General features: G+C 70.0%; 20 protein-coding genes and 1 pseudogene. 12 read left to right on the top strand and 9 right to left on the bottom strand.

The window, feature by feature from the left end:
- Positions 1-240 precede the first annotated feature (240 nt).
- Positions 241-2,790, bottom strand: coding sequence for an alpha-glucan family phosphorylase (glgP, locus tag B1729_RS14560; RefSeq protein ID WP_163633450.1), 2,550 nt, complete (start codon positions 2,788-2,790; stop codon positions 241-243).
- Positions 2,791-2,968: 178 nt separating this feature from the next.
- On the opposite strand from glgP, the gene B1729_RS14555 reads away from it, so the two are divergent.
- Together B1729_RS14555 and B1729_RS14550 are read left to right on the top strand one after the other, a co-directional pair.
- Positions 2,969-3,202, top strand: a complete 234-nt coding sequence (locus B1729_RS14555; protein ID WP_163620811.1) for a response regulator — start codon at positions 2,969-2,971, stop codon at positions 3,200-3,202.
- On the top strand, positions 3,189-3,842 hold the full coding sequence (locus B1729_RS14550) for a CYTH domain-containing protein (RefSeq protein WP_239539658.1): 654 nt from the start codon (positions 3,189-3,191) through the stop codon (positions 3,840-3,842). The genes B1729_RS14555 and B1729_RS14550 overlap by 14 nt, the downstream gene beginning before the upstream one ends.
- A gap of 258 nt (positions 3,843-4,100) precedes the next feature.
- Here B1729_RS14550 and lpdA read toward each other — a convergent pair whose 3' ends face one another.
- A complete protein-coding gene (lpdA, locus tag B1729_RS14545) occupies positions 4,101-5,498 on the bottom strand; it encodes a dihydrolipoyl dehydrogenase (protein WP_163620809.1) in 1,398 nt (465 codons plus the stop codon).
- A 9-nt stretch (positions 5,499-5,507) separates the two neighbouring features.
- Positions 5,508-6,206, bottom strand: a complete 699-nt coding sequence (locus tag B1729_RS14540) for a copper resistance protein CopC (RefSeq protein ID WP_239526281.1) — start codon at positions 6,204-6,206, stop codon at positions 5,508-5,510.
- Between the two features lie 338 nt (positions 6,207-6,544).
- Between B1729_RS14540 and B1729_RS14535 the strand changes: the two genes are divergently transcribed.
- On the top strand, positions 6,545-6,946 hold the full coding sequence (locus tag B1729_RS14535; protein WP_163620808.1) for a hypothetical protein: 402 nt from the start codon (positions 6,545-6,547) through the stop codon (positions 6,944-6,946).
- A 68-nt stretch (positions 6,947-7,014) separates the two neighbouring features.
- Here B1729_RS14535 and B1729_RS14530 read toward each other — a convergent pair whose 3' ends face one another.
- Complete coding sequence (locus B1729_RS14530; protein ID WP_163633446.1) at positions 7,015-7,380, bottom strand: hypothetical protein; 366 nt, start codon at positions 7,378-7,380, stop codon at positions 7,015-7,017.
- A 258-nt stretch (positions 7,381-7,638) separates the two neighbouring features.
- Here B1729_RS14530 and B1729_RS14525 point away from each other — a divergent pair, with 258 nt between their 5' ends.
- From B1729_RS14525 to B1729_RS14515, 3 genes are all read left to right on the top strand, one after another.
- Positions 7,639-8,142, top strand: coding sequence for an FHA domain-containing protein (locus B1729_RS14525; RefSeq protein WP_163620806.1), 504 nt, complete (start codon positions 7,639-7,641; stop codon positions 8,140-8,142).
- Positions 8,142-8,834, top strand: coding sequence for a MerR family transcriptional regulator (locus B1729_RS14520; RefSeq protein ID WP_163620805.1), 693 nt, complete (start codon positions 8,142-8,144; stop codon positions 8,832-8,834). The genes B1729_RS14525 and B1729_RS14520 overlap by 1 nt, the downstream gene beginning before the upstream one ends.
- Before the next feature lie 138 nt (positions 8,835-8,972).
- Positions 8,973-9,515 (top strand): MerR family transcriptional regulator, encoded by a 543-nt coding sequence (locus tag B1729_RS14515; protein WP_163620804.1) that lies wholly within the window; start codon positions 8,973-8,975, stop codon positions 9,513-9,515.
- Between the two features lies 1 nt (position 9,516).
- On the opposite strand, the gene B1729_RS14510 is transcribed toward B1729_RS14515, so the two are convergent.
- Together B1729_RS14510 and B1729_RS14505 are read right to left on the bottom strand one after the other, a co-directional pair.
- Complete coding sequence (locus B1729_RS14510) at positions 9,517-10,731, bottom strand: aminotransferase class I/II-fold pyridoxal phosphate-dependent enzyme (protein ID WP_163620803.1); 1,215 nt, start codon at positions 10,729-10,731, stop codon at positions 9,517-9,519.
- Positions 10,732-10,864: 133 nt separating this feature from the next.
- Complete coding sequence (locus B1729_RS14505; RefSeq protein ID WP_163620802.1) at positions 10,865-11,674, bottom strand: ParA family protein; 810 nt, start codon at positions 11,672-11,674, stop codon at positions 10,865-10,867.
- Between the two features lie 85 nt (positions 11,675-11,759).
- Between B1729_RS14505 and B1729_RS14500 the strand changes: the two genes are divergently transcribed.
- The 3 genes from B1729_RS14500 to def all read left to right on the top strand — a co-directional run bounded on the left by B1729_RS14500 (position 11,760) and on the right by def (position 17,767).
- A complete protein-coding gene (locus B1729_RS14500; protein ID WP_163620801.1) occupies positions 11,760-15,167 on the top strand; it encodes a pyruvate carboxylase in 3,408 nt (1,135 codons plus the stop codon).
- A 75-nt stretch (positions 15,168-15,242) separates the two neighbouring features.
- On the top strand, positions 15,243-17,267 hold the full coding sequence (locus B1729_RS20630; protein ID WP_204260208.1) for a MinD/ParA family protein: 2,025 nt from the start codon (positions 15,243-15,245) through the stop codon (positions 17,265-17,267).
- Positions 17,268-17,275: 8 nt separating this feature from the next.
- The gene (gene def / locus B1729_RS14490; protein ID WP_163620800.1) at positions 17,276-17,767 is read left to right on the top strand and encodes a peptide deformylase; all 492 of its coding nucleotides are present in this window, start codon (positions 17,276-17,278) and stop codon (positions 17,765-17,767) included.
- Between the two features lie 233 nt (positions 17,768-18,000).
- Here def and B1729_RS14485 read toward each other — a convergent pair whose 3' ends face one another.
- Positions 18,001-19,827: an AMP-dependent synthetase/ligase gene (locus B1729_RS14485; protein ID WP_204318934.1), complete on the bottom strand. Its 1,827-nt coding sequence runs from the start codon at positions 19,825-19,827 to the stop codon at positions 18,001-18,003.
- A gap of 152 nt (positions 19,828-19,979) precedes the next feature.
- Between B1729_RS14485 and B1729_RS14480 the strand changes: the two genes are divergently transcribed.
- From B1729_RS14480 to B1729_RS14470, 3 genes are all read left to right on the top strand, one after another.
- Positions 19,980-20,915, top strand: a complete 936-nt coding sequence (locus B1729_RS14480) for an ROK family glucokinase (protein ID WP_163633452.1) — start codon at positions 19,980-19,982, stop codon at positions 20,913-20,915.
- Between the two features lie 2 nt (positions 20,916-20,917).
- The gene (locus B1729_RS14475) at positions 20,918-21,610 is read left to right on the top strand and encodes a lysophospholipid acyltransferase family protein (RefSeq protein ID WP_163620798.1); all 693 of its coding nucleotides are present in this window, start codon (positions 20,918-20,920) and stop codon (positions 21,608-21,610) included.
- Positions 21,611-21,672: 62 nt separating this feature from the next.
- Positions 21,673-23,022 carry a 3-deoxy-7-phosphoheptulonate synthase class II gene (locus tag B1729_RS14470; RefSeq protein ID WP_163620797.1) on the top strand — a complete coding sequence of 450 codons (1,350 nt, stop codon included), beginning with the start codon at positions 21,673-21,675 and terminating at the stop codon, positions 23,020-23,022.
- Between the two features lie 84 nt (positions 23,023-23,106).
- Here the strand turns inward: B1729_RS14470 and pknB are convergent, their stop codons facing one another.
- Together pknB and B1729_RS14460 are read right to left on the bottom strand one after the other, a co-directional pair.
- A complete protein-coding gene (pknB, locus tag B1729_RS14465; protein ID WP_163633442.1) occupies positions 23,107-25,059 on the bottom strand; it encodes a Stk1 family PASTA domain-containing Ser/Thr kinase in 1,953 nt (650 codons plus the stop codon).
- Between the two features lie 83 nt (positions 25,060-25,142).
- A pseudogene (locus B1729_RS14460) lies at positions 25,143-25,605 on the bottom strand (peptidoglycan-binding protein LysM); the annotation flags it as partial.

Here is a 25,605-nt window from a genome sequence, read left to right as displayed (position 1 = left end):
GCGAGGGAGCGCCAGCGACCGAGACGAAACGCTCGGATTACTCGACGACGCCGTGCACGGGCGTTTCGTCTCGCTCGTTCCTCGCTCGCTCAACGACCGGGCAAGAGAGCCTCGGTCGTTCCTCGCTCGCCCAACGACCGAGCAAGAGCCTCGGTCGTTGAGCGAGGGAGCGCCAGCGACCGAGACGAAACGCCTTGGACCGCACGAATGCGACGGGCCGAGGCATCCGTGATTCGCGTCCTACGAGGCGTAGGTGACGAGCCCGAGTTCGACCGGCGACACCAGCTGCGGGTGCGTGGGACGCACGCGGACGGTGTACCCGAACGTGCCCGTCACGGTGAGCGGCAGGGTGCCCGTGAAGGTGCGGACGCCGTCCACCCCGTCGGCGGGGGAGAGGCGGTGCACGGAGTGCTGGCTCGCGAGCGCGTCGTCCTGGTCGGTGCGGCCGTACAGCAGCTCGACCGCGACGTCGTCGGGGGAGAGCCCGTCGAGACGGACGTCGGCGCGGACTTCGAGCACGTCGCCGGCTTGCGCCTGCGCCGGGATGCCCGAGCTGTCGACGCTCGCGATCGAGATCCGGCCCCAGGCGCTCCGGACGCGCACGACGAACGCGGCCACCTGGCGCGCCTGGGCGAACCCGTCGGCGCGCAGCGCCACATCGTGAGCGGCCGCCGGCACGTACAGTCGCTGGACATAGTCCTGTACCATGCGGTCGCTCGTGGCCTTCTTGCCCAGCTCGGTCATGGTGTGGCGCACCATGCCCAGCCACGCGGTCGGGATGCCGCCCTCCCGCTCGTAGAACTTCGGCACGAGCTGGTGCTCGATGAGGTCGTAGAGGGCCGCAGCCTCGACGTCGTCGCGTTCCTCGTCGTTCGCGGCGGTGTCGGCGGTGGGGATGGCCCAGCCGTTCTGGCCGTCGTACCACTCGTCCCACCAGCCGTCGAGGATCGAGAGGTTCAGCGCGCCGTTCAGCGCGGCCTTCATTCCGCTCGTGCCGCACGCCTCGAGCGGGCGCAGCGGGTTGTTGAGCCAGACGTCGCAGCCGGGGTAGAGGTCTTTCGCGAGGGTGATGTCGTAGTCGGGCAGGAACACGATCCGCCCGCGCACCTTCGGGTCGCGGCTGAACCGCACGAGCTGCTGGATCAGGATCTTGCCCGAGTCGTCGGCCGGGTGCGACTTGCCGCCGATGACGATCTGCACCGGCCGCTCGGGGTCGGTCAGCAGTCGCGTGAGCCGCTCCGGGTCCCGCAGCATCAGCGTGAGCCGCTTGTACGTCGGCACGCGTCGCGCGAAGCCGATCGTGAGCACCTCTGGGTCGAGCAGATCCTCCACCCACGACGGGGTGTGGCCATTGCCGTGGGACGCCGCGACCCGCCGCCGCGCCTCGGCGACGAGCCCGCCCTTCATCTGCTGACGCACGCCCCAGAGCTCGGCATCCGTCACGGAGGCACGATCGGTCCAGTCGTGGGTGTCGGTATGAGCGTCGCCCCACGCCCGCTCGCTCACGGCCTTGAGCGCCGGGTGCACCCAGGTCGGAGCGTGAACGCCGTTGGTGATCGACGTGATGGGCACCTCGTCGGAGTCAACGCCCGGCCACAGCATGCCGAACATCCCGCGGCTCACCTCGCCGTGGAGCACCGAGACGCCGTTGGCGTGCTGGCCGAGGTGCAGGCCGAGGACGGCCATGTTGAAGACCCCCTGGTCGCCGCCGTCCCACGTCTCGAGGCCGAGCGCGATCGCGCGTCCCGCGTCCAGGCCCTGGAAGAGCCCGCTCGTGAGGACGTTCGCGATGAGCTCGCGCGAGAAGCGGTCGATGCCGGCCGGCACCGGCGTGTGCGTCGTGAAGACCGTGCCCGCTCGCACTTGCGCCAGGGCCTCGTCGAAGTCGAGGCCGTCGTGCATGATGAGCTCCGACATCCGCTCCAGACCCTGGAATCCGGCGTGGCCTTCGTTCGTGTGAAAGACGTCGGGGCTGGGGCGGCCGGTGAGGTCCGAGAAGGCCCGCACCGCCCGTACACCGCCGACGCCGAGCAGCAGCTCCTGCAGCAGACGGTGCTCGCCGCCGCCGCCGTAGAGGCGGTCGGTGACGCGGCGCATCTCGTCGGTGTTCGACGGCGTCGCGGAGTCGAGGAGCAGCAGCGGGATGCGGCCGATGTCCGCGACCCAGATGCGCGCGTGGAGGCGCCGGTCGCCCGACAGTTCGAGCGTGATCTCGACGGGTGCGCCGTCGCGATCGCGCAGCAGCGTGAGACCGAGGCCGTAGGGGTCGAGCAGCGGATAGCTCTCGCGCTGCCAGCCGTCCTCGCCGATCGACTGGCGGAAGTAGCCGGCACGGTAGAACAGGCCGACACCGGTCAGGGGCACGCCCAGGTCGGACGCGCTCTTGAGGTGATCTCCCGCGAGGATGCCGAGCCCGCCGGAGTACTGCGGCAGTGACCCGTCGACGCCGAACTCGGGGGAGAAGTACGCGATGTGCGCCGGCTTGTCGCCCTCGAGCCGCTGAAACCAGCGGTCGCCGCCAAGGTAGGCGGTGAGGCGCTCATCCTCGTCGCGGACGCGCGCGACGAACTCGTCGTCACGGGCGAGCTCGTCCAGGCGCGACTGACCCAGGGCACCCAGCATGCGGGCGGGGTTCGCGCCGATCTCCTCCCACAGGACGGGATCCATCGAGGCGAACAGTGCGTGGGTCGCGCGGCTCCACGACCATCGCCAGTTCGAGGCGAGGCGATCGAGCGGGGCGAGGGGTTCGGCGAGGACAGGGCGGACCGTGAATGTTCGGATGGCCTTCACGCTCGCGATTCTAGGGGCACAAGCTGGAAGCGCTTGCACGGATGCTGCGGCGCGGGCGGTGCGGAACGGCGCAGGTGCACCGAGGCGGGCCGGTACGCGAGCAGCCGTACGCCTGACATGTCTCGCGGCGATCCGCAAGTGCGGGTCGGGGCGCCGCTCCGGGGCTACGCTGGGGCCCATGGCCATCGCACGACTGCACGGAGGCCCGCTCGACGGGCAGCTCCTCCCGCTCGAAGATCCCGACCTCGACCGTCTGATCGTTCCCTACAGCGAGACGCAGGTCGTCTACGAACGCAAGGGCGCGCCCGAGAACACGGGCGACGGCGATGGGCCGACCGAGGCCGAGTTCTGGTTCCTCGAGGCCGAGGACGACATCGATCCCTACAGCGACACCGCACGTGAGCGACGCTGACCAGCACCACGCCGATCCCACCCGCCCGACCAGCTCGCTCGAGGTCGAGCTGAAGTTCGACGTCGACGACGACACCCCGCTGCCCGATTGGTCGGGTCTGCCCGGAGTGTCGTCCGTCGGCGCGGCCGAGCCGCGCGAGCTCGATGCCGTGTACCTGGACAGCGACGACCTCACCCTCGCGCACGCCGGCTACGCCGTGCGCCGCCGCACCGGCGGCCCTGACGAGGGCTGGCACATCAAAGGCCCGCGGGGCGCCGACGGCGGTCGTGTCGAGTTGCACTGGCCCCTCGGTACGGGGGAGCGGATTCCGGATGCCGTCGCCGACGCCCTTCCGGTGGCGGCGACTGCCGCGTCACTGACCCCGATCGCGCGCATCCGCAATCAGCGCACCGCCTATGCCCTCCAGAACGCCGACGGGGGCGTCGTGGCCGAGTTCGTCGACGACCGTGTCCGGGCGACCGATGAGCGCGGCGGCGTGGAGCGCACCTGGCGCGAATGGGAGTTCGAGCTCGGGCCTGCGGCCCCCGCTGCAGCGGACGAGCGCGCCGCGCTCTTCGCCGCCGCCGAAGAAGCCGTGCACGCCGTCGGCGGCCGGGAAGCGGCATCCGATTCCAAACTCGCCCGCACGCTCGGAGCCTGACGAGTCGTCGCGCGTTTCGTCTCGCTTCGCTCGCTCAACGGCCGGTGAAGACGCGTGTCGTCTCGCTTCGCTCGCTCAAAGGCCGGTGAAGACGCGTCTCGTCTCGCTTCGCTCGCTCAACGGCCGGTGAAGACGCGTCTCGTCTCGCTTCGCTCGCGACGGAACAGGGATCCCGGTCGTTGAGCGAGGAGCGCCAGCGACGAGACGAAACGCCCCGGACCTTCGAGAAGGTCCGGGGCGTTCGACGTCGGGCGCTGATCAGAGGTTGATCATGTGACCGGCGAGGCCGTGGAAGGCCTCCTGCACGGCCTCCGACAGCGTCGGGTGCGTGTGGACGTTGCGGGCGGCCTCGAGGGCGGTGAGGTCCCACTTCTGCGCGAGCGTGAGCTCGGGCAGCAGCTCAGAGACGTCCGGGCCGATGAGGTGACCGCCGAGCAGCTCGAGGTGCTCGCCGTCGGCGATGAGCTTGACGAAGCCGATGGGCTCGCCGAGGCCGTTGGCCTTGCCGTTCGCCGAGAACGGGAACTTCGCGACCTTGACGTCGTAGCCGGCGTCGCGTGCCTGCTGCTCGGTGAGGCCGAACGAGGCCACCTGCGGCGAGCAGAACGTCGCGCGCGGCATCATGCGGTAGTCGCCGAGCGTCATGGTCTCGGCCTTGCCGATCGTCTCGGCCGCCACGACGGCCTGCGCCTCGGCCACATGGGCCAGCTGCAGCTTGGCGGTGACGTCGCCGATCGCGTAGATGTGCGGGACGTTCGTGCGCATGTGGTCGTCGATGTCGATGGCACCGCGGTCGGTGAGCTTGACGCCGGTGTTCTCGAGGCCGAAGCCCTCGACGTTGGCGGCGAAGCCGATCGACATCATGACCTTGTCGGCGTCGATCGAGCCGGTGGAGCCGTCCTTGGCGGTGTAGGTCACGGTGACCTTGTCGCCCTGGTCGTTCACGGTCTCGACCTTGGTCGACGTCAGGATGTCGACGCCGTAGCCCTTGTACTGGCGCGCGATCTCCTTGGAGACGTCGGCGTCCTCGTTGGGCAGGGCACGGTCGAGGAACTCGATGATCGTGACCTTGACGCCGTAGTTCACCATGACGAAGGCGAACTCCATGCCGATGGCGCCGGCGCCGACGATGACGATCGACTGCGGCAGGTCGCGGGCGAGGATCTGCTCCTCGTACGTGACGATGTTGCCGCCGATCTGCACACCCGGGAGCAGGCGGACCTTCGAGCCGGTCGAGATGATCGCGTTGTCGAAGGTGACATCCTCGGTCGAGCCGTCGGCCTTGGCGACGCGGATCGCGTTCGGGCCGGTGAACGACCCGCGCCCCTCGTACTCGTCGACCTTGTTCTTCTTCATCAGGTAGTGGATGCCCTTGACGTGGGTGTCGGCCACCTTGCGGCTGCGATCCCACGCGACCCCGAAGTCGAAGTGCACGTCACCCGAGATGCCGAAGAGATCGGCCTTGTGGTGGAACTGGTGCGCGAGGTCGGCGTTCTTGAGCAGTGCCTTCGAGGGGATGCAGCCGACGTTGAGGCAGACACCGCCCCAGTACTTCTCTTCGATGATCGCGACCTTGAGGCCGAGCTGAGAAGCACGGACGGCCGCGACGTACCCGCCGGGCCCCGCGCCGAGGATGGCGACGTCGTAGTGAGGCATGCTTCCAGCCTAGTGGTCGGCTGAGGGCGGGGAGCCGGGCTGCGAGGGGTCGTCGGCGGTGCCCTGAGCCGCGTCGGCGAGTGCCTTCTCGCGCCGCGAACGCGACACCAGCAGGTAGACGACGGCGCCGATCAGCGCGAGGGCGAGCACACCGGCGATGACCCAGGGGAGCGCGCTCGACCCGTCTGACGCGGCGGGCTCGCTCGTCACCGTCGGGGTGGGCGTCGCCGTCTCGCTGGGCGCGGCGGTGGCGCTCGGGCTGGGTGCGGTGGTCTCGGTGGGGGCGGCCGTGGGGGTGGGCGCTGCGGTGACCGTGAACGAGAACTCGCCCGAGATGGGGTGGCCGTCGCTCGAGACCACCTTCCACAGCACTTTGACGGCACCGGATGCCTCGCCCGACAGCGCCTGGGTGACGAGGTTGTCGCGGACGGTCGGCGTGCCGACGGCGAGCGCCGTGCCCGCGGCATCCGTCACCTCCACGACCGAGGCTCCCTCGTCGTCAGCGATCGCGGCGCTGAAGGTGAGCGTGAGCTGGCCGGGAAGTGCGTCGATCGTGGCGTTCGCGGCCGGGTCGCTGCCCAGCAGCTCATCGTGCGCGTGGGCGGAGGATGCCGGTGCCAGCAGCATCGTGAACGCCACAAGCAGCACGGCCGCGACGAGCGCGAAACGGTGGGTCAGAAGGGAATCGCGGGGTCGAAGGGCTTCCACCCGATCGAGCCTAGCCGGTGCGTTTCGTCCATCCGCTCGCAGCGAGGCGAGCGGAAACCCCGGGCGGGCGCGCGCTTCCGGACGCACCCGAAGGGCGCGATGAGCCAAGCGGCGCAGGCCATCTTCTGGGCGGCAGCCGGCGACGGACGGCTGGCGACGACTCCCGTTCCCTCGCACGAGGGGGCGGGAGCGGTCGCGCCCGGACGGGTTTGTGAATTCCTTGTGACAACGCTCGATCGAGCCTCGCCGAGGGTTCAAACGGCGCCGTCGCGCGAGTAGCCTGAGCCGCAGGCGGGCACTCCTGCTCGCGGACGAACCCAGAGAAGCGAGGTGGGCAGATGGACTCCATGATGATGGACGCCATGTCGAAGGACATGATGTCGATGCCCGGCATGGACACGATGGACATGTCGGTGATGCAGGCCTGTATGGACGCCTGCTCGGCCTGCGAGCAGGCATGCACGGTGTGCTCCACCCAGATGATGTCGTGCGCCCCGGCGTGCATGAACTGCGCGGACATGTGCAACACCATGATGCGGTCCATGCTGCGCATGCAGGGCATGAACCCGGCCACCATGATGTCGATGCTGGACGCGTGCATCGCGATGTGCCAGCTGTGCATGGACGAGTGCATGGAGCACGCCGACCACAGCGAGGTCTGCAAGATGTGCGCTCAGGCCTGCCAGGCGTGCATGGACGCCTGCATGGCGATGAAGAACTCGATGATGGCGATGGGCTGAGGCCCGTCGCCTTCTCTCACTCGTGCGCGTGCGATCGCGCACGGGGCCGCTCGGATCGCGGCGAGGCCTCAGGCTTCGACGAGCTCCGCGCGGAGGACGTTGTAGCGCGTGCCGCCGACGGCGAGCACGTGATAGCGCTCGTGCAGTGCGACGGGCGTGCCGGGCGTCGCCGACGCAGCGGCGCCGACGCCGTTCCACAGCACGATCGACGTCGCGTCCGTCAGCGTCCGCACGATCACGAAGCCGGATCGCTCATCGGACTCCTCGACGATCGCGTCCGCCCATTCCGACGGCGTGGCCGCAGCCAGGCGCGCCTGGATCAGGTGCAGGGCGTGACCGGGAGCGAACGAGGAGCAGCTGGCACCGTGGTCGCACATGCACGCCGCACGCTCACGCACCTGGAGGGGCGGGATGTGGCTGTGCGGGCTGGACACGATGTTCTCCTTCTCATGCGACGAATCGTCTGCGGTCCTGCCAGGCTAGGGGGGCACGCTTGTCAAGGCATCTCGGGTGACACGCGGCGAAACATTGCGGGAGCCGCCGTTTCGGGGGCGCACCGGCCCGGCGTCAGCGCGCCGCCGTGCCGGAGCTCACCGGGGTACCGGTGCCGACCACCGGCCCCCGCGAACCGCAAAACGGCCTCTTCCGAGCCGAGGGTGATCGGATAGGCTGGCCGAGCAGAGGAGGAAACCGTGGAGCACGACCGCCGACCCGATGAGGGCGACATCCGCCGCGCTGCAGGAGCCGACGCGCACGAGTCAGACCGTGCCGCCGACACCACGCAGACGTTCGGCCACGATTCCGATCTGTCCTTCGTGCCGTTCGGCAGCGAGCTCGGCGATGCGGAGCTCGACGCGATCGACGCGCTCCCGTCGGGTGCCGCGCTTCTACTGGTCCGTTCGGGACCCACCGCAGGCGCCCGCTACCTGTTGGATTCCGACGTGACCACCGTGGGGCGGCATCCCGAAGCCGACATCTTCTTCGACGACGTCACCGTCTCGCGCCGCCACGCCGAGATCACGCGCTCGGGCACGACCTTCGAACTGGTCGACCAGCGCTCCCTCAACGGCACCTACGTCAACGGCGAGCGGGTCGACAGGGCCGCTCTCACCAACGGCGCCGAGGTGCGCGTCGGAAAGTTCCGCCTCAACTTCTTCGTCTCACCGGCCGACCTCGCCCGGGCGGCGGACGCCTGATGCCCGCGGCTTCCGCCCGTGAAAGGGCGTCGTCCGCGGGTCTTCTCAGCATCGGGCAGGTTCTGGCGCGACTGTCGCCGGAGTTCCCGTCCCTCACGTCCAGCAAGCTGCGCTTCCTCGAGGTGCAGGGCATCGTCACGCCGCTGCGCACCGAGTCCGGCTACCGCAAGTTCTCTCAGGACGACCTCGAGCGGCTGCGGCTCGCGCTGACGCTGCAGCGCGACCACTACCTGCCGCTGTCGGTCATCCGCGACTATCTCGAAGACGTCGACGCCGGCCGAGATCCGGCCACGCCGACGGCGGTGCCGCCGCCTTCGATCGTTCCCGCACCGCGTCGCTACCGCCGGGATGAGATGCTCGCTGCCGCCGGAGCCGCCCCGCAGCTGCTCAACGACGCGATCAGCACCGGCATCATCGCGGGTGCCGACTCGTACACCGACCAGTCCGTCACGCTGCTGCGCGCGCTCGTCGCCCTCGACCGCCACGGCATCGAGCCCCGTCACGTCCGCGCGCTGCGCCAGAGCGCCGAGCGCGATGTCGCGCTCGTCGAGTCGGCCCTCGCTCCCTTGCTGCGGCGGACGGATGCCTCGTCCCGAGGTCGCGCCGGCGAGCTGGCCCCCGAACTGACCCGACGCCTCGACGACGTACGCGCGATCTTCGTGCGTGCCGCGCTCGACCGCATGCTCTCTTGACGCGGCGGGAGTGCCGTCGGCGGAGAGCCCGCCGGAGGGAAGCGTGCGACACGCCGCCCTCCGAACAGCGGATGTCATTGCCGCGAGGGGGAGGCTGATCTAGCGTTGAGGTATTCGATTCCGGAGGGGGGAACGAGCATGACCGGAGACCTGGCCGCAGGTGAGCCGTTCGGCGCCGAACTCCTCTTCACCGACGGACTTCCCGCGATGGACGACGAGGTCGGCTACCGCGGCGCGGTGGCTGCGAAGGCCGCCGGCATCACGTACCGGCAGCTGGACTACTGGGCTCGCACCGAGCTCGTCGAGCCGACCGTCCGTGGCGCCAGCGGGTCCGGCTCCCAGAGGCTGTACGGCTTCCGCGACATCCTCGTGCTGAAGCTGGTCAAGCGTCTGCTCGACACCGGCATCTCGCTGCAGCAGATCCGCACCGCCGTCGACCAGCTGCGTGCCTCCGGCATCCGCGACCTCGCGGGCACGACCCTCATGAGCGACGGCGCTTCCGTCTACCTCTGCACGTCGAACGACGAAGTGATCGACCTCGTCAGCCGCGGTCAGGGCGTGTTCGGCATCGCGGTCGGCAAGGTGCTGCGCGAAGTCGAGTCGGAGCTCGTCGAGTTCGAGGTCGAGAAGCTCGACGCGATGGACGAGCTCGCGGTACGCCGCGCCGCCCGCACCGCCTGACTCACGCCCGCGCCGTCTCCACGCTGTCTCGCGCCTCGGCGCTCGCGGTGAGCGCCTGAGCCACGTCGGCGATGAGGTCGGAGGGGTCTTCGAGACCGATCGAAAGCCGCACCAGAGCGTCCGACGGCTTGGCCTCCGACGCGACTGGCCGGTGAGTGAGTGCCGCGGGGTGCTGGATGAGCGAGTCGACGCTGCCCAGCGACACCGCGTGGGTGAACAGCTCGACCGCTGCCGTCAGCGACGACGCCGCCGCGAACCCGCCGGCGAGCTCGATCGCGATCATCGCGCCCGGGCCTGCCTGCTGCGTGCCCACCAGACCCTGTGGGTCACTCGCCGCGAAGCCGGGGAAGTGCACGCGGGCGACCTCGTCCCTCGTAGCGAGCCAGTCGGCGACGACGCGTGCGCCCTCCTGCTGCGCCCGCATGCGCACCGGCAGCGTCGCGAGGCCGCGGTGCAACAGGTAGGCCGCGAGCGGATGCATGATGGCGCCGGTGATGGCGCGCGTGCGGCGCAGGGCCGCGGCGAGCCGTGCGTCGCAGGCGACGACGCCACCGACGACGTCGCCGTGGCCGCCGAGGTACTTGGTGGCGCTGTGGAGCGACAGTGCGGCGCCGAGATCGAGCGGATGCTGCAGCACCGGCGTGGCGAAGGTGTTGTCGACCAGGACGGGCACGTCGCTCGCCGCCGCGACCACGGCGGCGATGTCGACGAGTTCGAGCGTCGGGTTGGCCGGGGTCTCGAGTACAACAAGCGCCGTGTCGTCCCGCATCGCCGCCGCGACGGCGTCTGGCGCACAGAACGTCGTCTCGACGCCGAGCAGCCCCGATGCCAGCAGGTGGTCGGTGCCGCCGTAGAGCGGGCGGACCGCCACGACGTGGCGGCGCTGCGACTCGTGCGTCAGCGCCAGCAGCACAGCGGTGACCGCGGCCATGCCGGACGAGAACGCCACCGCCTCCTCGGCGTGCTCGAGGCGGGCGAGCGCCTCTTCGAACCGGGCGACCGTGGGATTCCACAGCCGGGCGTAGACGTTCGAGCCGCCTTCGAACGGGTGGCCGCCGGTCGCCAGCACCTCGTAGGACATGCCGCCGAGGTCGATGCCGGGCAGCGGATTGGTCGACGAGAGGTCGAGGGGGAGTGCGTGGACGCCGAGGCTCGCGAGATCGTCGCGGCCGGCGTGCACGGCGAGGCTGTCAGGGTGCAGCGTCATCGATGCCATGGCGATATGTTCAGCGATCGCGCGGCGAATAGCAAGTCGTGATCACCGACTGGTGCACGATCTATACAAAGTGACCATCAGCTGAGGAGGCTGATCACAGAGCGGATGCCGGTGCCACCGGCATCCGTCATCGTCAGGGGCGCGTGTCTTCCGCCACCGGGATGCGACCGGTGCGCATGACGCGGTCGAGCAGCGAGTCGAAGTCGGCCGCGAGCTCCTGCGCCGAGTCGCCGGGCCAGATGTGCAGGGGCTTCGCGGCGCCCTGCGCCTGCTGGAGCGAGGTGCGCTCGGGCAGCTGCGGGCTCAGTACGAGGGGGCCGAACATGTCGCGCAGCTCTTTGATGCGGAACTGGTGCTCGATCGACTGCGGGCGCACGCGGTTGACCACGATGCCGAGCGGCTGCAGGCGGGGGGAGAGACCGCGGCGGATCTCTTCGATCGCGCGGAGCGCGCGGTCGGCGGCGGCCACCGAGAAGAGGCCGGGTTCGGTCACGACGATCACGCGGTCGGACGCCGCCCACGCGGTGCGCGTGAGAGCGTTGAGCGAGGGCGCGCAGTCGATGAGCACGAGGTCGTAGTCGGCCTCGATGGTCGCCAGCGCCTCCTCCATCTTCCAGACGTCGCGGACGCTCGGGTGCGGGCCGTCGAAGTTGATCGCAGACGGGCTGCCGATCATCACGTCGATGGTGCCCGGATGCACCTTCGCCCAACCGCTGGAGGTGATGGCCTGACGGACCGTCTTCTCCTTCGGGTTGGCCAGGACATCGGCGACATTCAGTCGACCGGCGACTTGGATGTCCATGCCCGTCGATACGTCGGACTGCGGGTCGAGGTCGACGACGAGCGTGCGGACACCGCGGGCGAATGCCGCCGACGCGAGTCCGAGAGTCACGGTTGTCTTGCCGACCCCACCCTTGAGCGAGCTGACGGATAGGACGTGCACAAGGCACCACGTTACCGTCCCCTAGGCTGAGAGCACACTCAGCCTGTTCCCCGGGCCCGCCTGCGCCGCCGCACACGGAGGTCGAATGTTCCGCAAGATCCTGGTCGCGAACCGAGGCGAGATCGCCATCCGGGCCTTCCGCGCCGCATACGAGCTGGGCGCCCGCACGGTCGCGGTGTTCCCCTACGAAGACCGCGGCTCGCTGCATCGGCAGAAGGCCGACGAGTCGTACGAGATCGGCGAGAAGGGGCATCCCGTCCGCGCGTACCTCGACGTCGACGAGATCATCCGCGTGGCGAAGGATGCCGGAGCGGACGCGATCTACCCGGGCTACGGCTTCCTGTCGGAGAACCCCGATCTGGCGGAGAAGGCGGCCGAGAACGGCATCGCCTTCATCGGTCCGCCCGCGAAGGTGCTGGAGATGGCCGGCAACAAGGTCACCGCGAAGCACCACGCCGTCGCCGCGGGCGTGCCGGTGCTGCGCTCGACCGAGGCGTCCGACGACGTCGACGTCCTACTCGGCCAGGCCGACGACATCGGCTTCCCCATCTTCGTGAAGGCCGTCGCCGGCGGTGGCGGACGCGGGATGCGGCGCGTCGAGCGCCGTGAAGAGCTCGCCCCGGCGTTGGCCGAGGCGATGCGCGAGGCCGGGAGCGCCTTCGGCGACGCCCGCGTGTTCCTCGAGCAGGCGGTGCAGCGGCCCCGCCACGTCGAGGTGCAGATCCTCGCCGACGCGACGGGCGAGACCGTGCACCTGTTCGAGCGCGACTGCTCGGTGCAGCGCCGTCACCAGAAGGTGATCGAGATCGCACCCGCGCCCAACCTCGACCCCGCCGTCCGGGACGCGCTCCACGGCTACGCCGTCGCCTTCGCGCGGTCGATCGGCTACGAGAACGCCGGCACGGTGGAGTTCCTCCTGGAGACGGCCGGCCCCCGCACCGGCGAGGTCGTGTTCATCGAGATGAACCCGCGGATCCAGGTCGAGCACACCGTGACCGAGGAGGTGACGGATGTCGATCTCGTGCAGTCGCAGATGCGCATCGCCGCCGGGCAGACGATCGCCGAGCTCGGCCTGACGCAGGACCGCATCCAGCTGCGCGGAGCAGCCCTCCAGTGCCGCATCACGACCGAGGACCCGTCGCAGGGGTTCCGCCCCGACACCGGCCGGATCACCACGTACCGCTCGCCCGGTGGCGCCGGCATCCGGCTCGACGGCGGCACGACCGCAGCCGGCTCGCAGATCAGCCCGCACTTCGACTCGATGCTCGCGAAGCTCACGTGCCGCGGCCGCGACTTCCCGGCCGCCGTCGCCCGTGCACGCCGGGCGCTCGCGGAGTTCCGCATCCGCGGCGTCTCGACCAACGTCCCGTTCCTGCGGGCCGTGCTCGACGACCCGGCGTTCGTCGCCGGCGACGTCAGCACCTCGTTCATCGACGAGCGCCCCCAGCTGCTCACCAGCAACCCGTCACGGGACCGGGCGACCAAGCTTTTGAACTGGCTCGGCGACGTGACCGTCAACCGGCCCTACGGCGACAAGCCGCTGTCGGTCTCTCCGGGCAGCAAGCTGCCCGACATCGACCTCACCGCCGCACCGCCGGCGGGAACGCTCGAGAAGCTGCGCGCGCTCGGCCCCGAGGGCTTCGCCCGTGCTCTTCGCGCGCAGAGCGCACTCGCCGTCACCGAGACGACGTTCCGCGACGCCCACCAGTCGCTGCTGGCCACCCGCGTCCGCACCCGCGACCTGGTGCGGGTCGGCCCGCACGTGTCGCGCATGACGCCCGAGCTGCTGTCGGTCGAGGCGTGGGGCGGTGCCACCTACGACGTGGCGCTGCGCTTCCTTGCGGAAGACCCGTGGGAGCGCCTCGAGGCGCTGCGCGAAGCCATGCCCAACATCCCGATCCAGATGCTGCTGCGCGGCCGCAACACGGTGGGCTACACGCCCCGGCCCGTCGAGGTCACCGACGCCTTCGTGCGCGAAGCCGCGGCCACCGGCGTCGACATCTTCCGCATCTTCGACGCGCTCAACGACGTGTCGCAGATGCGCCCGGCCATCGACGCTGTGCGCTCGACGGGCACCGCCATCGCGGAGGTTGCGCTCTGCTACACCTCCGACCTGCTGGATCCGGCGGAGCGGCTCTACACGCTCGACTACTACCTCCGCCTCGCGGAGCAGATCGTCGAGTCCGGAGCGCACATCCTGGCGATCAAAGACATGGCCGGACTCGTGCGTCCCGCTGCCGCCGCCAAGCTCGTCACGGCGCTCCGCGAGAACTTCGACCTGCCGGTGCACCTGCACACCCACGACACCGCCGGTGGTCAGCTGGCGACGCTCCTGGCGGCCAGCGCTGCGGGCGTCGACGCGGTGGATGCTGCCGCCGCACCGATGTCGGGCACCACCAGCCAGCCCTCGCTCTCGGCATTGGTGGCCGCGCTCGCGCACACCGACCGCGACACCGGCCTCAGTCTGCAGGCGGTGGCCGACCTCGAACCGTACTGGGAGGCCGTGCGCCACCTCTACCGCCCGTTCGAGTCCGGGCTCGCCTCGCCGACGGGCCGCGTGTACCACCACGAGATCCCGGGTGGACAGCTCTCGAACCTCCGCCAGCAGGCGATCGCGCTGGGCCTCGCCGACGACTTCGAACTCATCGAGGACATGTACGCGGCCGCCGACCGCATCCTCGGCCGCATCCCGAAGGTGACGCCCTCGTCCAAGGTCGTCGGCGACCTCGCCCTGGCGCTCGTAGCGGTGCGTGCCGACCCCGCCGACTTCGAGGAGAACCCGCAGAACTACGACATCCCGGACTCGGTGGTCGGGTTCATGGCGGGCGAGCTGGGCGATCTGCCCGGGGGCTGGCCCGAGCCCTTCCGCACCAAGGTGCTCGAGGGCCGCACGGTCTCGATCGAGGTGCCGCCGCTCACAGGCGAGGAGCACGAAGGTCTGGCCGGCGACACGGCTCTCCGCCGCCGCACGCTCAACCGGCTGCTGTTCCCCGGCCCGGCGCGCGAGTTCGAGAAGAACCGCGAGGCGTACGGCGACCTCACCGCGCTCGGCACACCCGATTACCTCTACGGCCTGAAGCCGGGGGAGGAGCACGTCGCCGAGATCGACCCGGGCGTACAGCTGTACGTCGGACTCGAGGCGATCGGCGAGGCCGACGACAAGGGCTTCCGGACGGTGATGACGACCCTCAACGGCCAGCTCCGGCCTGTATTCGTTCGCGACCGCAGCATCAAGGTCGAGACGCGCCCGGCCGAGAGGGCCGACACCTCGAAGCCGGGACAGGTCGCTGCACCCTTCTCGGGGGTCGTCACGCTCAAGTCGGCCGTCGGCGACACGGTGACGGCCGGGCAGCCGGTGGCCTCGATCGAGGCCATGAAGATGGAGGCGGCCATCACCGCGCCGGTCGACGGCGTCGTCGAACGCCTCGCGATCGCCGCGACCGCACAGGTCGATGCGGGCGACCTTTTGGTCGTGATCCGTCCGGCCCAGTAGCCTGGAGGGCGGCATACGCCCGAATATGCGCCCCCGGCACCCTCACAGGCGCCGTCTTCCCAGGAGAACTTCGCAGTGACGCCCGATCGCACCGAACACACGCCCGACGAACCCGAGAACGGGGTGCTCTCCGAGACCGGCAGCATCGACACGACCGGTCTCGGCATCCTGGGCGGTGCAACGGCGCAGGTGAACGTCCAACTGCCGTCCGAGTCCGAGGACGACCTCGCCGACGACGATGTCATCGACGACGAGGTGCCCTTCGTCATCGAGATCCCGGCGGACGCCGACCTTCCCGTCATCGCCCCCGTGCCGGCCGACGAGTATCCCCTCGAGACCGCCGAGGCCGAGATCGTGGAGACGCCCGCAGAACTCGAGGAGTGGACGGTCGAGGGCGAGGGCTTCGCGCCGGCCCCGCCGGTGGAGGACATCGCCGACGCGGATGAGGTCCTCGAGGCGCTCCCGGCCGAGGAGCCGCAGGACCGCCACGGCGAGGTGATCGTCGAGGACGCCGCCGACCTGCACGAGGAGCCCGCTGCCGAGGCCGAGGTTGCGGCGGAAGCACCAGCGCCGGCCGAAGATGTGCCCGTCTCGGTCTCGGCCGAGGCGGAGCCCGGGGCGAGCGCTGAACCGGCCGCAGCCGTCGATTCCGCGGAGGACGAGTTCGACGTCGTGGACTTCGACGTCGCCGAGTTCGAGGACGCGGAGTTCGACGAAGAGTTCGATCCCACCGAGTTCGACCTCATCCTCGCCCAGGGCATCGACGATGTCGAAGGCGAAGCCGCCCTGGCGGAGAACGCCCCGACGGGAGACGATGTCATCGCGACCGACGACACCGCGGAGGAGCCCATGATCGCCAAGACCCCGGCCGACGACGGCAAGGACGCCGGCAAGGACGCCGGCAAGACGGATGCCGCGGCCGCGGCATCCGCCCCCAAGACATCCCCCGCACCGAAGTCGCCCGCACCGCCGTCCGTCTCTGCGAGCGCCGCGGCGGCGAAGACCGCCGCCGGCTCGACCCCGGCGACCCGTCGGGCGGCGAATCACACCGGCGCCCAGCCGGTCGTGGAGCGCTCGGCCGTGGAGCGGGCTCCGTTCGCCCGCTCCGACGTCGCACTCACGTCGAAGCGCCTGGGCGAGTTCGAGGGCGACCGTGAGACCGCCGACCTTCTCACCGCGGATCGGCTGCTGGACCCGCATCAGGTGGTGCGCCCGGAGCCTGAGGGCGCCTGGCAGCACTTCGTCTACTCGATCTCGGGCCGGCGCATCAACCTCGGCGACAGCAAGCGCGCGAAGGCCCGCAAGGAGCTCGACCGCCGCATCGCGGCGCCGCTTGCCGGCGGCGCGCGCTTCGTGCCGGTGCTCTCCCGCAAGGGCGGAGTCGGCAAGACGACTGTGACGACGCTGCTCGGCATGGCTCTCGCCGGCGCGCGCGACGACCGCGTGATCGCGGTCGACGCGAACCCCGACCGCGGCACCCTGGCCGAGCGCATCTCGCGCGACAGCGGCCGCACCGTCCGCGACCTCGTGCGTATCAGCGGCGACGTCGTCGGCTTCAACGACCTGTCCAACATCGTGGCGCGTGACGAGACCCGCCTCGACGTCGTCGCCTCCGACTCCGACCCCCGCGTCTCGGAGGCGTTCAACGACGCCGACTACCGGGATGTCGCGGCTCTCGCCGCGCACTACTATTCGGTCGTCCTCACCGACACCGGCACCGGCATCGTGCACTCCGTCATGGGCGCCACCCTCGACCTCGCCGACCAGCTCGTGATCGTCGCAGGTCTCAGCGTCGACGAGGCACGCCTGGCGTCCGAGACGCTGACGTGGCTCGAGACGAACGGCTACTCCGACAAGGTGCGCAACGCCGTCGTGGTGCTCAACAACGCGCGGCCCGGGCATCCGCTCGTGCAGCTCGACGAGCTCGAGTCGCATTTCCGCACGCGCGTGCGGACGGTGGTGCGGGTGCCGTATGACGCGCACATCGCGGCCGGCAGCGCCATCGTGTTCCGCGAGCTGCAGCCCGCCACGCGGGACGCGGCGCGCGAGCTCGCCGCCACCGTGGTCGAGGGCCTTCGTTCGCTCAGTCCGGCAGCCTGAGGCATCAGATGGCTGTTCGTACCATCCGTGTCTTCGGCGACCCCGTTCTGAAGTCGGTCAGCACCCCGATCAAAACTGTCGACGACGGCGTGCGCGCCCTCGTGCGCGACCTGGTGGACACCGTCGAGCTGCCCGGTCGGGCTGGCGTGGCAGCGCCGCAGATCGGCGTAGGCCTGCGCGCCTTCAGCTACAACATCGACGGCGACATCGGGTACGTGCTGAATCCCGTCCTCGTCGAGGTCTCGGGAGAGCCCGCGGCGATCGGCGAGGGGTGCCTGTCGGTGCCGGGACTCTGGCACGAAGCCGTCCGCTACCCGCGTGCGAAGGTCGTCGGGATGGATCTCGACGGCAACGAGATCGTGCTCGAGGGGGAGGGGCTGCTCGCCCAGGCGCTGCAGCACGAGACCGACCACCTCGACGGCATGCTCTACCTGGAGCGGCTGACGCCCGAAGAGCGCCGCGTCGCGATGCGCGAGATCCGCGAGTCCGACTGGTTCTGACGCCCAGGCGTGCAGCGCGACGGGCAATTCCTGAGCCCGTCCGCTGCGAAAAGTCGGGCCGGTCACGGCGACACGCCGGTGACGGATGCCTTGGCCCGGCGTGTCTCGCTATCGGCCCGGCTTTTCGCGGTGGGTGGAGCGCGGGACGGCCGGAGGGCGGACGCGGCAGCGCGAGGGACACGACGAAGCCCCGGACCCTCGAGGGCCCGGGGCTTCCGGCATCCATCGCCGTGTTACGAGAGCGAGACGTTCGACGTGTTCACGGGGACGGCGTAGATCTCCTCGACGTCGCCCGCGAAGTCGGCGAGGATCACGTTGCGCTTGATGCTCATCTTCGGCGTCAGGTGACCGCTGCTCTCCGTCCACTCCGTGGGAAGGATCGTGAACTTGCGGATCGACTCGGCGCGCGACACGGTCGTGTTCGCCCGATCGATCGCTCGCTGGATCTCTGCGCGCACCGCTTCGTTCTTCGCCGCGTCCGTCAGCGACAGGTCGGCCGGCAGGTTGTTGTTCGACAGCCACGCCGGCAGCATCTCGGGGTCGAGAGTGATGAGCGCCGCGATGAACGGCTTCTGGTCGCCGACCACGACGACCTGGCCGACGATCGGGTTGGCGCGGATCGGGTCCTCGAGCGCAGCGGGGGCGACGTTCTTGCCGCCGGCCGTGACGATGATCTCCTTCTTGCGGCCGGTGATCGTGAGGAAGCCCTCGTCGTCGAAGGAACCCAGGTCGCCGGTCTTGAACCAGTCGCCGTCGAACGCCTCGGCCGTGGCCTCGGGGTTGCGCCAGTACTCCTTGAACACGTTGACGCCGCGCACCTGGATCTCGCCGTCGTCGCCGAGGCGGATGCCGACACCGGGGATGACCGGCCCGACCGTGCCGATCTTCGACTTGCGCGCCTGGTTCACCGAGGCGGGGGCGGTGGTCTCGGTGAGGCCGTAGCCCTCGAGGATCGTGACGCCGAGGCTGTGGAAGAAGTGGCCGAGCCGGGGTCCGAGCGGGGCGGAGCCCGAGACCGCGTAGGCGATGTTCCCGCCCATGGCGGTGCGGAGCTTGCTGTAGACCAGCCGGTCGAACAGCGCGAACTTGATCTTCGTGCCGAGCGGGACCTTCTTGCCCTCCTGCTGCAGCCGCGAGTGCTCGACGGCCGTGTGCGCGGCAGCGCGGAAGATCTTGCCCTTGCCGCCCGCCTCGGCCTTCTGCTCGGCGGAGTTGTAGACCTTCTCGAACACGCGCGGCACTGCGAGGAGGAACGTGGGCTTGAACGAGCCGAGCGCCGGCAGCAGCTGCTTCGTGTCGGGCTGGTGCCCCGTCTTGACCCCGGCGTGGATGTTCAGGATCGAGATGAACCGCGCGAACACGTGCGCGGTGGTGATGAACAGCAGGGTCGACGCGCCCGGGGTGGCGAAGACCTCCTGGTTCGACAGCGTCGCGTTGCGGGTGAGCTCGACGAAATTGCTGTGGGTGAGCACGCAGCCCTTGGGGCGGCCGGTGGAGCCCGACGTGTAGATGAGTGTGGCGATGTCGGCGCCGTTGGCGATGTTGCGTCGCCGCTCGATCTCGTCGTCGGAGACGCCCGCGCCCTCGGCGATCAGCCGGTCGAGGTCGCCGCTGTGCATCTCCCACGCGGAACGGATGAGGGGAAGCTCGCTGCGCGCCTCCGCGAAGCGGGCGCTGTGCTCCGGCGACTCGGTGATGAGTGCGATCGCGCCGGAGTCGGTGAGGTTCCACGCGATCTGCCCGGTCGAACTGGTCTCGTAGATCGGCACCATCACCGCACCGGCATAGAACAGCGCGAAGTCGACCAGCGTCCAATCGTAGGTGGTGCGGGCGATGAAGCCGACCTTGTCGCCCGGCTCGAGGCCACCGGCGACGAACCCCTTCGCGAGCGCGATGACCTGCTTCTGGAAGTCGGCCGCGCTGATGTCACGCCACCCCTCGCCATCAGGGACGGCGAACAATGCCCGGTCGGGCGTCGCCTTGACGCGCTCGACCAGCAGGTCGGTGATGTTTGCCTGCGGATCGGCGGGGACGATGGCAGGGACTTCGAACTGGACCACGGCAGCTCCTTCGGTACCGGACGAGTGAATCCCGGGCGGATCTGACATGAGTCTAATCGGCTGACACCTCCCCGCCGATGGGGCTGTGGACGAGGACCGCCTGGATAGACTGCAAGGCGCTGTCGTACGTGCGGCGGCCGGAGAGGGAGATCGTGCTCAAGGTCGGCATCGACATCGGCGGAACCAAGATCGCGGGAGGCGTCGTCGATCAAGACGGTCACATCGTCGAGCAGCTCCGCGTCGACACCCCGACCGACACCGACGCCCTCGCCCAGGCCGTCGTCGACATGGCGCGCTACTTCCGAGGGGCGCATCACGTCGCCGCCGTCGGGGTCGCGGCTGCCGGCTTCATCGACCGCGACCGCGCCACCGTCATCCACGCGCCGAACATCGACTGGCACAACGAGCCGCTCAAGGCGACGCTCGAGGACGGCATCGGCCTTCCGGTCACCATCGAGAACGACGCGAACGCCGCCGGCTGGGCCGAGTTCCGCTTCGGCGCCGGACGCGGAGTCGACCACATGATCATGCTCACCATGGGCACGGGCGTCGGCGGGGCCATCGTGCTGGACGGCAAGCTCTTCCGCGGCGGGCACGGCATCGCCGCCGAGCTCGGCCACATCCGATTCATCCGCGAGGGACGACTGTGCGGCTGCGGTCAGCACGGATGCCTCGAGCAGTACGCCTCCGGTCGCGCATTGCAGCGCGAGGCCGGTGAGATCGCCGACGCGGGCGGGATCGGCGCCGCGCTGGCGGCCCACCGTGCGGAGCACGGCTCGATCAGCGGACCGGCCGTGTCGCGACTCGTCCTCGCCGGCGACCCCGGCGCCGCCGAGGCGCTGCGCCGCGTCGCCACCGCGCTCGGCGAGGCGTGCGGCGGTTTCCAGGCCGTGCTCGACCCCGAGCTGTTCGTCATCGGCGGCGGCGTCGCCCAGCTCGGCGACGCGCTGCTGGAGCCCATGCGGGTGGCCTACGAGCGTTCGCTCCCAGGCTACGGCGACCGCCCCATCGCGACCTTCGCGATCGCGAGGCTCGTGAACGACGCGGGCCTCATCGGCGCCGCCGACCTCGCGGGGACCGAGGCGTAGCGGTGTTCTACTGGCTGATGAAGTACGTGGTGATCGGGCCGATCGTGAAGGCGATCTGGCGCCCGTGGATCGTCGGCCGCCGCAACGTCCCCGCGGAAGGGGCCGCCATCCTCGCCAGCAACCACCTCTCCTTCATCGACTCCGTGTTCCTGCCGCTCATGATCGACCGGCCGATGTCGTTCCTCGCCAAGAGCGACTACTTCACGGGCAAGGGCCTCAAGGGCTGGGCCACCCGGATGTTCATGAAGGGGACCGGGCAGATTCCGATCGATCGCACCGGCGGTAAGGCCTCCGAGGCATCCCTCAACACGGGTCTTCAGGTGCTGGGCCGCGGGGATCTGCTCGGGATCTATCCCGAGGGCACCCGCAGCCCCGACGGGAAGCTGTATCGCGGCCGCACCGGCATCGCGCGCATGGCGCTCGAAGCGCACGTTCCGGTGGTGCCCGTGCTGATGGTCGACACCGACACGATGATGCCGATCGGCACCACCGTCCCGCGCATCGTGCGGGTCGGCATCGTGGTCGGCGAGCCGCTCGACTTCTCGCGCTTCGCCGGCATGGAAGGCGACCGCTACATCCTGCGCTCGATCACCGACGAGATCATGGTGGCGCTGCAGCGGCTGGGGGAGCAGGAATACGAGGACGTCTACGCGTCGTCGGTCAAGGATCGCCTCAAGAAGAAGAAGAGTCGCTGACCTCCCGGCGAACGGGCGTCACGCGGCGCCGGCGCCGACTCCGCCACGGCTAGACTCGAGGGATGCTTCAGCAGCTCGACGCACTCGACCACTGGCGGACCCTGCCCATCAAGCAGCAGCCGCAGTGGTATGACGCCGAGGCGGCGGTTGCGGCATCCGCAGAGCTCGCGACTCTGCCCCCGCTGGTCTTCGCCGGTGAGGTCGACAACCTGCGCGAGCGCCTCGCCCGTGCGGCCTCCGGCCGCGCGTTCCTGCTGCAGGGCGGCGACTGCGCCGAGACCTTCGCGGGCGCGACCGCCGAGCAGATCCGCAACCGGATCAAGACGGTGCTGCAGATGGCCGTGGTGCTCACGTACGGCGCGTCGATGCCGATCGTGAAGATGGGCCGCATGGCGGGTCAGTTCGCGAAGCCCCGCTCCAGCGACACCGAGACGCGCGGCGATGTGACGCTGCCGGCCTACCGCGGCGACATCGTGAACGGCTACGACTTCACCGAGGGCTCGCGCCAGGCCGACCCGCAGCGGCTGCTGAAGGGGTACCACACGGCCGCGTCGACCATCAATCTCATCCGCGCGTTCACGCAGGGCGGCTTCGCCGACCTCCGCGAGGTGCACTCCTGGAACAAGGGCTTCGCACAGAACCCCGCGAACCAGCAGTACGAGCGTCTCGCGACCGAGATCGACCGCGCGATCAAGTTCATGGAGGCCGCCGGCGCCGACTTCGACGAGCTGAAGCGCGTCGAGTTCTACACCGGCCACGAGGGCCTGCTCATGGACTACGAGCGGCCCATGACGCGCATCGACTCGCGCACCGGCACGCCGTACAACACGTCGGCGCACTTCCTGTGGGTCGGGGAGCGCACGCGCGACCTCGACGGCGCGCACGTCGACTACTTCTCGAAGATCCGCAACCCCATCGGCGTGAAGCTCGGACCGACGACGACGCCCGAGACGGCGCTGGCGCTCATCGACAAGCTCGACCCGAACCGTGAGCCCGGCCGCCTCACCTTCATCACGCGCATGGGCGCGGGCAAGATCCGCGACGCGCTGCCACCGCTGCTGGAGGCCGTGCGCGACTCGGGAGCCACCCCGCTCTGGGTCACCGACCCGATGCACGGCAACGGCATCACCACGCCCACCGGCTACAAGACGCGGCGCTTCGACGACGTCGTCGACGAGGTGCGCGGGTTCTTCGACGCGCACCGGGCCGTCGGCACCTTCCCGGGCGGGATCCACGTCGAGCTCACCGGAGACGACGTCACCGAATGCCTCGGCGGGTCGGAAGAGATCGACGAGGCCGCACTCGCGACGCGTTACGAGTCGCTCTGCGACCCGCGCCTGAACCACATGCAGTCGCTCGAGCTGGCGTTTCTCGTCGCCGAAGAGCTCGAGAAGCTCACCGCTCGCGCCTGACACGCAGAAGATCCCTGGATGCCTCGGCCGAGGCATCCAGGGATCTTCGCTGTCTCTGGGTGGCTGACCTCGCCGGACGACCGGTCAGCCGGTCACGGTGAGCTGGATGTAAACGCGCGTGCCGCGCACTCGCAGCTCTCCCGCGGCCGGGTCGGATGCCGTCACCTCGGTGATGTCGTTGGGAACGACGCCGAAGAACGCGGCGTAGTCGACCTGGAATCCGGCTGCTTCGAGCTTCTCGATCGCCTCGTCGCGGCTGTCCCCGACCACGTCGGGAACCTCGAACAGCGGGGGACCGGTCGACACGACGAGGGTCACGGTGTCACCGGGTGCCCACGGCCGATCCTCCGGCCCGCTCACACCGATGACGCGTCCCTCTTCGATCGTCTCGCTCGTGTCGGTCGCGCTGTCTTCGGCGACGAGGAGGCCGACGCCCTCCAGTTCGCTGCGGGCCGAGCCTTCGCTCTGGTCGACGACATCGGGCACCGGCCCCACAGACACCGACAGGCGCGCGGTGTCGCCCTCGTGAACGACGCACCCGTCCAGGCAGGCGACGTCCTGCGACCCGTCGTCGGCCCCGCCGGCGGGTCGGATCGCCACGCCGAGGACCGTGTCGGGTGCCTGGTCGCTGAAGAACTCGCTGTTCTCCTCGACGGTCTGAACGGACTTCTCGCTCAGCACGGCGCGCGCGTCGGCCTCGGACATGCCGGCGAACGACGCGAAGGTCGCCTCGGCCGGCCCGAGCGAGACGAAGACGTTCACCTCGGTGTCCTTGTCGACGCGTGTGCCCTGCGGGGGGTTCGTGCGGATGACCTGTCCTGCGGCGACCTCGAGGCTGTTCTCACCCTGCTGCACGGCCACCAGCGAGTCCGCGCGGAGGATCTCGGATGCCTCTTCGAAGGTCTTCCCCGTGACATCGGCGACCGCGACCAGAGACCCCGGTCCCGAGCCGAACCACCACCCGAGGCCGCCCGCAAGCGTCGCGAGCAGCAGTGCGAGCACGATGAGCCACGCGCCCCGTGAGCGGCGGCGCTGGGTGGCGCGACGGAGCCGGCCGGCGTTGTCGACCTCTTCCATCGCGGTCGTGGGTCCGGTGGCGGTGCTGGGGAGCACGGCGGTGAGCTCGCCGGTCGGCGCGGTGTCGTCGCGGACGATCCCGATCGGACCGGTGCGTGCCACCACGGGGGAGACGCCCAGCTCGCGCTCGATGTCGCGCAGACGCTGCAGCATCTCGCGTGCGTCGAGGGGCCGCTCGTCGGGCGACTTCTCGGTCGCCCAGAGCACCAGCTCGTCGAGCTGCTCGGGCACGCCCGGGTTCTTCACGCTCGGGCGAGGGACGGAGTCGGTCGCGTGCTGGAAGGCGATCTGCATCGGCTGCTCGCCCTTGTAGGGCTGCTCCCCGGTGAGCATCTCGTAGAGCATGATGCCGATGGCATAGATGTCACTGCGCGCGTCTGCGGTGCCGCGGGTGACGAGCTCAGGCGCCAGGTACGCGATCGTGCCCAGCAGCTGCGCACCCGACGCGGTGTTCGCCGTGGTCGCCCGCGCCAGCCCGAAGTCGCCGATCTTGATGCGCCCGTCCTCGGCGAGGAGTACGTTCTCGGGCTTGACGTCGCGGTGCACGATGCCGGCCCGGTGCGCGGCGGCGAGGCCCGACAGCACGGCGTCCAGGATCGACACCGCCTGCGGCACGGTCAGCCGGCGCTGCTCGCGCAGGAGTTCGCGCAGCGTGATGCCGGGGAGGTACTCCATGACGAGGTAGGCCATGTCGCCGTCCTGGCCCTGGTCGAACACGTTGACCACGTTCGGGTCGGCCAGCCGGGCGGCCGCGCGGGCCTCCTGGATGAACCGGCTCTGGAACACGGTGTCGTCGCTCAGATGGCCGTGCATCACCTTGAGCGCCACACGGCGCTCGAGGCGCAGATCGGTCGCGACGTACACGGTCGCCATGCCCCCTCGGGCGATGCGAGCACGCACCCGGTACCGGCCGTCGACGAGACGGCCGATCAGCGGGTCCGTCTGCTGACTCGTGCTCACGCTGAGAGTCTACGGACGCGGGCCTGCGAGGATGCGGAGCGGCTCACCCCGCGAGATCGTAATGTGACGGTTCCGGATCGCGTTCACCCGAGCGCCGCGAGCCACGCATGCGCCGGTGCCTCCCACTTCGCGTACGCGTCGGGGTATGCAGAGATCTGCACCGCCTGCGCCGCCTGGGTGAACGTGAGGGCCTCCCAGCCGGGGATGTCGCGCAGGCCGCGGGTGCGGTCGCCGTTCGGGTCGCCGGACCCTCCGAAGAAGGCGCGGGTCGCGCGTGCGGCATCCTGAACCTCCGCCTCGGTGCCCCACCCGTAGCTCGGGCGCTGCTGGAACAGGCCGAGCGAATCGCGGTCGCCCCACGTCACGTTGCGCAGCGAAGACTCCTGCATCGCGGTTCCGAGGGCGATCGCGATGGCGCGGTCCGACACGCCCAGCTCGCGACCGATGCGCACGATCAGCTGCGCGTTGCCGACCTGCTCGGCGGTCAGCCCGGGAACGGAGGGGACGGATGCCGGGATCTTGAGCGCCTGGCCGGGGTAGATGATC

The organism is Microbacterium sp. B35-04, assembly GCF_010634885.1.
GTDB lineage: Bacteria > Actinomycetota > Actinomycetes > Actinomycetales > Microbacteriaceae > Microbacterium.
Note: the sequence above shows the minus strand (reverse complement) of the source record. Positions and strands in the feature narration are given on the sequence as shown.